General features: G+C 54.7%; 6 protein-coding genes. 1 reads left to right on the top strand and 5 read right to left on the bottom strand.

The window, feature by feature from the left end:
* Positions 1 to 193, top strand: a 193-nt coding sequence (locus tag BLR09_RS25725; RefSeq protein WP_218126628.1) for a hypothetical protein, incomplete at its 5' end; no start/stop codon positions are given.
* A 306-nt stretch (positions 194 to 499) separates the two neighbouring features.
* Here the strand turns inward: BLR09_RS25725 and trpA are convergent.
* The 5 genes from trpA to BLR09_RS20835 all read right to left on the bottom strand — a co-directional run bounded on the left by trpA (position 500) and on the right by BLR09_RS20835 (position 8,795).
* Positions 500 to 1,276: a tryptophan synthase subunit alpha gene (gene trpA / locus BLR09_RS20855; RefSeq protein ID WP_093207531.1), complete on the bottom strand. Its 777-nt coding sequence runs from the start codon at positions 1,274 to 1,276 to the stop codon at positions 500 to 502.
* 18 nt (positions 1,277 to 1,294) lie between these two features.
* Positions 1,295 to 2,494: a tryptophan synthase subunit beta gene (gene trpB, locus BLR09_RS20850; protein WP_093207570.1), complete on the bottom strand. Its 1,200-nt coding sequence runs from the start codon at positions 2,492 to 2,494 to the stop codon at positions 1,295 to 1,297.
* A 222-nt stretch (positions 2,495 to 2,716) separates the two neighbouring features.
* On the bottom strand, positions 2,717 to 4,999 hold the full coding sequence (locus BLR09_RS20845) for an FAD-dependent oxidoreductase (RefSeq protein WP_093207530.1): 2,283 nt from the start codon (positions 4,997 to 4,999) through the stop codon (positions 2,717 to 2,719).
* 29 nt (positions 5,000 to 5,028) lie between these two features.
* Positions 5,029 to 7,089 carry a glycoside hydrolase family 2 protein gene (locus BLR09_RS20840; RefSeq protein WP_245689977.1) on the bottom strand — a complete coding sequence of 687 codons (2,061 nt, stop codon included), beginning with the start codon at positions 7,087 to 7,089 and terminating at the stop codon, positions 5,029 to 5,031.
* Entirely contained in the window at positions 7,089 to 8,795 is a 1,707-nt protein-coding gene (locus tag BLR09_RS20835; protein WP_093207527.1) for a sodium:solute symporter family protein, read from the bottom strand. Before BLR09_RS20835 ends, BLR09_RS20840 begins: the two co-directional genes overlap by 1 nt.
* Positions 8,796 to 8,881: the final 86 nt, after the last annotated feature.

The following is an 8,881-nucleotide window of genomic DNA, read 5'->3' as shown; positions in this document are numbered from 1 at the left end:
GTTCGCTACTCTTGTTAAAACTTCAAAGCCAAATTCCGCTTTTCCGTTTTCTTTTTTTGGTCTTTCTTTCAAACCGGGCTGCAAAGTTACTACTTCGAAAGCCGCTTGTCAAGAATTTTTGAAAGTTTTTTTTCGCCCTCGCCTCAACCCCACTCCCTTTTCCTTTCTTCCCTTAACCGGGTTGCAAAACTAGTCATTTTAACACCCCATTGTCAAGAAAAATTTTAAATTTATTTTTCCTAACTCCCTCTCCCTCAATTACTTACACCAGCTTACATTCCCTCTTCCCGTCGTTTGGGAGTGCAAAGATGCAGCTTTTTACCCCCTCTTGTCAACACTTCTACCAAACTATTTTTTCTTACTATCCACTCTAATCCCTTAACTCCTTACCCCTCAGGAGCTTATACCTCGAAAAAAAATAGAGCCCCTTCCCGCAAAAAACCAAAACGGACTGTGGTTTTGATTTACCTCAGCCCGTTTTGATGCTATTTCCTTCCTTTCAGCCTTTGACTTTCCGGACAAATCCGTCAATCGTACCCGGCAAATCCGGCGTATCAGCAATCGCTTTAATAAACGCACTGCCAATAATCGCACCGGCGGCGTATTGACTGGCCCGCTCGAACGACGCATTATCCGAAATCCCGAAACCAATCAGGCGCGGGTTTTTCAGGTTCATGGCGTTCACCCGGTTGAAATAGGCTTCCTGGTCCGCAGTAATCCCTGCTTTCGCGCCGGTAGTACTCGCCGACGAAACCATATAGATAAATCCTTCTGATATGCTGTCAATGTGCCGGATGCGATCATCCGCCGTCTGCGGCGTAATCAGGAAGATATTCACCAGGCCATACTGATCAAACAAGGGCTTGAATTCCTCCTCATACACATCCGCCGGCAAATCAGGCAGAATAAGCCCGTCGACCCCTACTTCCCGGCATCTCCGGCAAAAGGCTTCTACCCCGAACTGAATAACAGGATTTATATACCCCATCAGTAATACCGGCACGGAAACTTCTTCCCGCATGCCCTCCAATTGTTCAAAGAGGGTCTTGACGGTCATTCCGTTGTGAAGGGCTTTGTCGTTCGATAATTGAATCGTTTCGCCGTCGGCGACCGGGTCGGAATACGGCATGCCGATCTCAACCAGATCGGCGCCGGCAGCCTCCAGGCTCTTTAATATAGTACGGGTGTCGTTGAGTTGCGGAAAACCTGCCGTGAAATAGACGTTCAGCAACCGGCCCGACTGTTGACTGAATAAGTGAGTGATACGATTGGTCATGGTTGGTAGCTGCTTTGCTCAGAGGTGTTTCATGTAAGTGGCCAGGTCTTTGTCACCCCGCCCGGAAAGGTTTACCACAACGACCTCGTCCGGTCCGGCGCCCAGGGTCTTCAGGGAAGCCAGCGCATGTGATGATTCCAGCGCCGGGATAATTCCTTCGAGTTTGGCGAGTTCAAAACCTGCCGTCAACGCCTCTTCATCGGTAATAGCCTTGAAAATACCACGGCCGGACGTAGCCAGGTTGGCGTGCATGGGGCCGATACCCGGATAATCCAGGCCCGCTGAAATGGAGAACGGCTCAACAACCTGCCCGTCTTCCGTCTGCATCAGAATACTCCGGCTGCCGTGCAGTACTCCCGGTTTACCGAGGAAAGTGGTGGCAGCAGTATGACCTGAATAGACACCCAGACCGGCGGCCTCTGCTGCGACGAGCTTCACCGACGTTTCATGCAGGTAGTGGTAAAAAGCGCCGGCGGCATTGGAGCCCCCGCCCACACACGCGATCACGTAATTGGGAAGCGGAGAACCGGTCTTTTCCTGCAGCTGATTCCGTATCTCTTCTGAAATGACAGACTGAAAACGCGCCACCATATCCGGGTACGGGTGGGGCCCAACGACACTACCTATTATATAATGTGTATCCACCGGGTTGTTGATCCAATGCCGCATGGCCTCATTGGTAGCATCCTTCAGGGTTTTGGAACCGCTCGTCGCCGGGCGTACCTCCGCGCCGAGCATCTTCATGCGGGCCACGTTCGGCGCCTGCCGCTCGATGTCGATTTCGCCCATATATACGATGCATTCCATTCCCATTAGCGCACAGACGGTAGCCGTGGCTACGCCGTGCTGCCCGGCGCCGGTTTCGGCAACGATCTTCTTTTTCCCAAGCCGGCGTGCCAGCAGGATCTGCCCGATGGTATTATTAACCTTGTGTGCACCGGTATGGCACAGATCTTCCCGTTTCAGATACACCTGTGTACCATAGGTTTCGGAGAGACGCTGGGCGAAATACAGGGGTGTCGGGCGACCTACATAATCCGTCAGCAACAACTGAAATTCGGCCTGAAAGGAAGGATCGGCCATGATAGTCAGGTAGTTTTCCTTCAGTTCCTGCACATTCGGGTACAGCATTTCCGGGATGAAAGCCCCGCCGTAAGGACCGTAGTAGCCCCGCTCATCGACCTGGTACGGGCTGCGCACTTGTTCGGTAATCTGCATGTGTTTGATTTTATGAGGCACAAAAAAACCGCTGTTCGGGTTGAACAGCGGCGTATATATCCAAAAGATCACGCAAAAACAGGCTGCTCAACCGAGGTATCCCGGGTGCCACCACCAAGCTTTTGCAGAAATTGTGATCATTATCTGGTTCTGATTTTCGTGCGACAAACTTATAAAACAATTTGTACGGAACGACGGAGCTATTCCACTTTTTTCGAAAAACTATCCAGCGTATGCCCGAACCTCCATCAGAGCAGCGGGCGTTTGTGCCGACGGGTGATCGATCTGAATCCGAAGCCCTGAGGTTTTAACCGGCTTTTCGAACCGGATGGTCCGCCGGGTTTCGTGGTTGGCCGTTTCGGTAAACAGGACATTGCCCGCGTCGTCCAGTACCCGGAATGCCTGCACACAAAACGGCATGACGGTCTCCGGATGCGTCATCAGCACGTTTTCCATCGGGTGATCAAAATCGGTATCGAAACTCAGCTCCACCCGACCGATTTCCTTCGGTTCCTTCCAGCGGATTTGCAGTTCGGGATCCTGATCTGCCGGGTCAGCTACCCAGGCATTGGGCTGATTGGTAGGCCGTTGCAGGCCATTCCGGATGTTTTCCGCGGCAAAAAACGGTAATCCGCTCTCTACTTTCAGCGCGAGGTTGAGACCTGCCGGCCGCCGCTGCGGGCACCAGAATTCGAAGGTGTCGACGCCGATGTCTTCGGTAGGTTCCTGACGGCCATAGTTCGAGACGGCTTCATTGACGAGGTTAAAGACTGAAAGTACACCCGTGATCCGTTTTTCGGAATACCGGAATGATACGTTTTCGTTTTTCCGGAAAATCAAAAAAGCATAAGCCGATTCTGCAATCGTTACGTCCCATTCGAGGTGAATGCAGTTGCGTCCCGGTGCCAGCGAGAGGGTTTTGGCAGCAAGCAACACGTCCGGCGTATGGTTGTCAGACCGACTGGCGATCCGCAGCTCTACCTCCAGTTCGGTCGGCTGACTGGCATACGGATGTACGATTATCTTCGGAAAAGCCCCCGCCTGTACCGGAAGCAACTGTCCGATAGAAAACTCCATCGGCAGGGGGTCGGTATCCTCCGTCAGCTCCCGCAGTACCAGTGTGCTGCTCGCGGAAAGGGCGGCGCTCTGTACCAGATCCTGCCCGTCTTTCAACCGCAGGTTGGGAATATGCTGTCCGATTTTCAATAGTTCCTGCTGCAACTCAGCCACCCGTTCGGGAGCGGCCAGGTCTTTCGGCAACAGGTTTTCCCGGGTACAAAGAACGGCTGCCATACCAACAGCCTGCCCGCCGTGCGCGCTCGTCGCCATTACCCGCGCCGATCCGAAGGCGACGTGACTGGCGGAAATAATCCGTCCGGCGAGAAACAGGTTTTTGATATTGCGGGAATAATAGGTGCGGTACGGGATGCCGTAAATGCCTTTGCTATGCCATTGGTTGCAGCCCGGTTTTTCGCTGAAAACCCCGTCAGCCGGGTGCAAATCGATACTCCAGCCGCCAAAGGCTACGTCGTCGTAATGGGCGCGCTGCTCGACAACGTCCTGCTGATGCAGCATGTAATCTCCTTCGAAGCGCCGGCTTTCCCGTTTGCCGGGAATGGTTCCGACCCATTCGAGCGTCATCGTTTCCGCCTCGGGAAACTTGCCGGAATTCTTGATATAGTCCCACACCCCGTACACCACTTTCCAGAGCTCCCATTTGATCTTCTCGGTATCGTGGACGGTATCGAGGCGGCCGCCGTACTCGAGCCACCACAACTGGCAGCCCTGCTCTTTGGCTGTAAACCGGCGGAAGCGGGGTACCTCCTTCGTCACATCGATGGCATAGCTCGGCGGGACGAACCGCACCGGCTTACCGGTATCCTTCGAATAGAAATACATGGAATGGCCGAGGAGCTCGCCGTATTCCTCTGTCGGCGCGAACTTTTCCCCGAACTCGTCGGCAGCCTCCGCTCCCATCCGGAAGGCCGCTCCGGCCAGAAAGCCGACGATACCGTCTCCCGAAGCATCGCAGAAAAGCGGCGCCGACAGCTCATAGGCCGTCGAATTCTGGCTGCAAAAAGCGAATACCTTCGAAATGGTATCAGGATCAGCCTTTTCCAGGTCGTGGACGGAGGTATTCAGCAGCAGGGTAATATTCGGTTCCTGAACTACTTTTTCCAGAATAATGGTATCAAAAATGAGCGGGTTGCCTTCCGGATTGCGGTACATATTTTCGACCAGCAATTCGTTGAGTACGCCGCCTTCCCTGGACCAGCGGTTGTTGTTACCCATGTGGGACGTCGCGCCGAGTACCCACAGGCGCACTTCGCTCGAGGAATTTCCTCCGAGAACAGGGCGATCCGTCACCAGAATCACGCGGATACCCGCCCGGGCGGCCGTAATCGCACAACACGTTCCGGACAATCCTCCGCCCACCACGACCAGATCGGCCGTGACCGGAATGGTTACCGGATTTCGTTTTTCAACACTTTCAGCTCGCAACATATCAGGTTTTCAGTTCAGGTTGCCGGTATTTAGTCTTTCTCTGTCAGCGACAGCGTTTCTTTCAGGATGGGCACGCCCGAAGGTTTCCATACTTCGAGCGTAAGGGCTTTATCAAATCCGGTGACGGGCACGGCGATTTCAGCCGACTGTCCCGGCTGCAAGTCAGGGATGAGCAGGTCGGAACCGGCGCCTTTCAGCCGGTATTTTTTCAGGGGATAAGCGGGAAAATCGGGGCGCGCCGTGACGCGGACGGTCAGTATGTGCCGCCCCTGCCCTCCCGGCGCCCAGCGTACTTTTTCGAGGGTCAGTGGCGCCATTTCCTTTCGGTATGTGACGTAAGCCGGACGAGGTTCCCGGTCCGGTCCCACCAGCCCCCACGGCCGGAAGCCATTGGGATTGGTGCCGACGTGGCGGCTCTGGTAGTCGTTGTAGCTCCACCAGGATGCGCCGATGACGTACGGCCGTTTCCGGATTTCCTTCACGACATCTTCAATGTGTCGGGCCTGCGCACTTTCTCCTCCGGCGGCATCCGCCCGGACACCCCATTCGCTGATCAGAATCGGCTTATCGGGATAAAGCATGTGGATATTATCAAGGACTTTCGCGTGGTTTCCATACGTATTGGTGCAAACAAAATCCACATACTGAGAGGCTTCTTCGTCGGGCTTTTTCTGCATGGCATTGAGCCGCATGCTGGCGAAGGTATAGAGCCGCGTCGGGTCGGTTTCGCGTGCAAAAGCGATCAGGTCTTTGGTCCAGCGCTGCCCGGCCGGGTGATCCGAGGCATATTCGTTGCCGACGCTGTAGGCGATGACGCTCGGGTGGTTCCAGTCGCGCTCCGCCATTTCCACAAACTGCTTTTTGAATTTTGTCCGGAAAACGTCGCTGTCCATTTGTTTGGGTGTGAGCTGCCAGTTTCCGGCTTCGCTGATAATCAGCATGCCGTATTCGTCTGCCAGGTCGTAAATCCGTTCGGAAGGGGTGTAGTGTGTCAGGCGGTGAAACTCCATACCGGCTTCTTTCATGAGTCGGAAGTCTTTTTCTACCACCCAGTCAGGCTCCAGTGATCCTAATTGTGGATAATCCACTACCCGATTGGCGCCGGCCAGTTTCAGCGGCGTACCGTTCAGGAGAAGTTTCGCGTCTTTTACCTCGACTTTACGGATTCCAAAGCGGGTTTTCAGCGTATCCCCTCCCAGCGCTACCCGTGCCTGGTATAGGTGCGGATCGTCGAGTTGCCAGAGGCGGACGTCTGCCTGCCTGACCGTCGCCTCTGCCTCCCAGATACCCTCACTTCCGGCGGCTACGGACTCACCTTTGTTTTTCCAGACAAGATTTACCGGGCGATCCTGCTGGCGAATCTGTACCGTCCATTTCGGTGCGGCGGGTTGACCGGAGGCATTCCGGACAAATGCTTTGACCCTGATTCGGGCGGTACCTTTTTCGAGGTCAGGTTCTGATTCGACTTTGATATTCCGGAGATACACTTCCGGCTCTACTGTGAGGTACACCGGCCGGATAAGCCCCCCGTAGTTGATCCAGCCCATAAACGGATCATTGGCAGAATCACCGTCTTTCGAACCGGGGATCGTTCCTTCCTGCCAGGTATCATTGTCCACCGAAACCACGAGCTGATTCTCTCCGGATTTCAGCAAATCGGTGATATCGAAACTGAATGGCGTATAGCCACCCTCGTGCGTGCCGGCTTTTTTGTCGTTGATCCAGACGGTTGTGGCATAATAGGAAGCATCAAAATGAAGCAAGACCCGCTTTCCGGCCTGTACCTGCCACGGAAACTGTTTCTTGTACCAGGCAATACCGGTGTAAAAAAGGTACCGGGGGTCGGACGAAAAACAATGCGGTACCGTTACCTGGTCCCAGTTGCGGCCGCCGGGAGCAGCTTCCTTGTACCAGCCTTTTTGCTCGCCGGCCTTGCGCGGGTCCATCGCGAACTGCCACTTTCCGTGAAGCGGAATCGCGTCCGGATCACGAATGGTATACTGGGCCGAAGCCTGAAGGGTAAGAAAGAACAGGAGTACAAATTTCAGAATAGAGCGCATGGTGATCGGGAAAACGGGAATGTGAGACATCAGACGTGAGTAGGCGTAGGGTCTGGCGAGGGCTGCTTCCGGGCCGCCCGCCAGGGTATGAATGAGCCGAGGGCCACCACGACGGCTATACCGGCGGTGATACCACTTCCCGACGTCGTCAGGAAGCTGAGCACCAGCAATACGGCGGCAACAAACAGCAGGGAGCCGGCAATCACCTTCAGGCCGAAGCGGTTTTGTGCCTCAATAGCGGCCGCCTCTTCCTCAGACTGAGCTGTGGCCGCTTCTTTTTTCGCTGCTTTCGCGCGCAGGTACGGCTCGTATTCGGGAGCGATCCGGTCCTGTGAACGGGCATACAGTTCATGGAGCAACAGCAAAAGCAACGGTAATCCGACGCCGATGATGGTCTCCAGCGCCCGGCTCAGCTTGATATGAAACAGCCAGGGCGACAGTACCTTGAAATAGAGGTTGACGGCGAGGCCGATCAGGGTAATGGCGAAGGTCGTGCGCCCGTCGAGCCGTTTCGAAAACAGCGCCCAGAGCGGCGGCGCGAGAAGCGGTCCGCCGGAAATGGCTGAAATACTGAGGACTACCTCCACGATCCCCCCGGCCGCCGGAACCAGCAGCGCGATCAGGATCATCCCGATACCAAAACCCCAGGACGACAGCCGGGCCGTGCGGATCAGTTGCTTATCCGACGCGGCGGGATTGATGAATCCTTTGTAGATATCATTCGTGAAAACAGCAGATACTACATTCAGCGTCGTATTGGCACTGGCGGATGTCGAGAAGTACATCCCGGTCAGCATCAGCCCTAGCAAGCCCGGCGGAAGTACCAGCTTGCAGATCATCAGGTACGCGTTTTCAGTATCAAGACCGGCCAGGCCGGGGTTGATCGACTGGTATACCATCGGAGGCAGCATCCAGATGACCGGGCTGACGAGGTAGAGTCCCGCGAAAAGAAAAGCGACTTTCCGGGCGGATTTCGGCGTATCTACCGAGGTATACCGCTGCACAAACGTCCAGTTTCCACCGATATAGGCAATGTGATAGACCACAAACGCCAGGACAAAACCGAGGGTATACTCGCCGTGAAGCAGGTCGAAGAAATCTGCCGGTACTTTTGCGGTAAACTGTTCAAAGCCACCCGCCTTTTCCAGCGAAAGCGGCAGCAAAATGAAGACTGCCGCCGACAGGATGACAAACTGCAGAATATCCGTCACCATCACCGCCCATAGCCCGCCGACGGCGGTATAGGCAATCATGAAAATACCCAGAACAATCGTTGATTCCACCAGCGGGAAACCCAGCGAAACACTGACCAGCTTCGCTACCGGATACAGGACCGATCCTTTGATGAAGACGGATACCAGCGTAAAAATGCCGATGTAGGTCTTCTGAACGCGCTCTCCCAGGCGGTCCCGGATGAATTCCGCGGCGGTCAGGTTACCCGTAGCTTTCCACTTCGGGGCGAGGTACAGGCCGGTCACAAGGGCTCCGATGCACATCGTCCACTGAATCGTCACAGCGACCCAGCCATGTTTGTAGGCAATAGATCCCCAGGCGACGAAGGTACCTGCCGAAAAGAAGGACATGAACAACGACAACCCGCCGATGAACCAGGGTACTGCCTCTCCGCCCGCAAAAAAGGACTTGAGGTTCCGCCCCGTCCGCGCGAACAGCAGTCCGATCGCCAGCACAAACGCGGAGAAAATAAAAATGACGGTGGTGTCGATGATGGAATTCATATAGGCTGTTTTCGGTTTGCGGTCTTCGGTTTACGGTTGAAGTCAGCACAGGCCAACTGAAAACCGCAAACTGAAAACCGAAAACA

Source organism: Siphonobacter aquaeclarae (genome assembly GCF_900103285.1).
Taxonomy (GTDB): domain Bacteria; phylum Bacteroidota; class Bacteroidia; order Cytophagales; family Spirosomataceae; genus Siphonobacter; species Siphonobacter aquaeclarae.
Note: the sequence above shows the minus strand (reverse complement) of the source record. Positions and strands in the feature narration are given on the sequence as shown.

Bases quoted from the DNA above. Each gene is read 5' to 3' on its own strand.
- trpA (WP_093207531.1), bottom strand. From the start codon at position 1,276: ATGACCAATCGTATCACTCACTTATTCAGTCAACAGTCGGGCCGGTTG.
- trpB (WP_093207570.1), bottom strand. From the start codon at position 2,494: ATGCAGATTACCGAACAAGTGCGCAGCCCGTACCAGGTCGATGAGCGG.
- BLR09_RS20845 (WP_093207530.1), bottom strand. From the start codon at position 4,999: ATGTTGCGAGCTGAAAGTGTTGAAAAACGAAATCCGGTAACCATTCCG.
- BLR09_RS20840 (WP_245689977.1), bottom strand. From the start codon at position 7,089: ATGTCTCACATTCCCGTTTTCCCGATCACCATGCGCTCTATTCTGAAA.
- BLR09_RS20835 (WP_093207527.1), bottom strand. From the start codon at position 8,795: ATGAATTCCATCATCGACACCACCGTCATTTTTATTTTCTCCGCGTTT.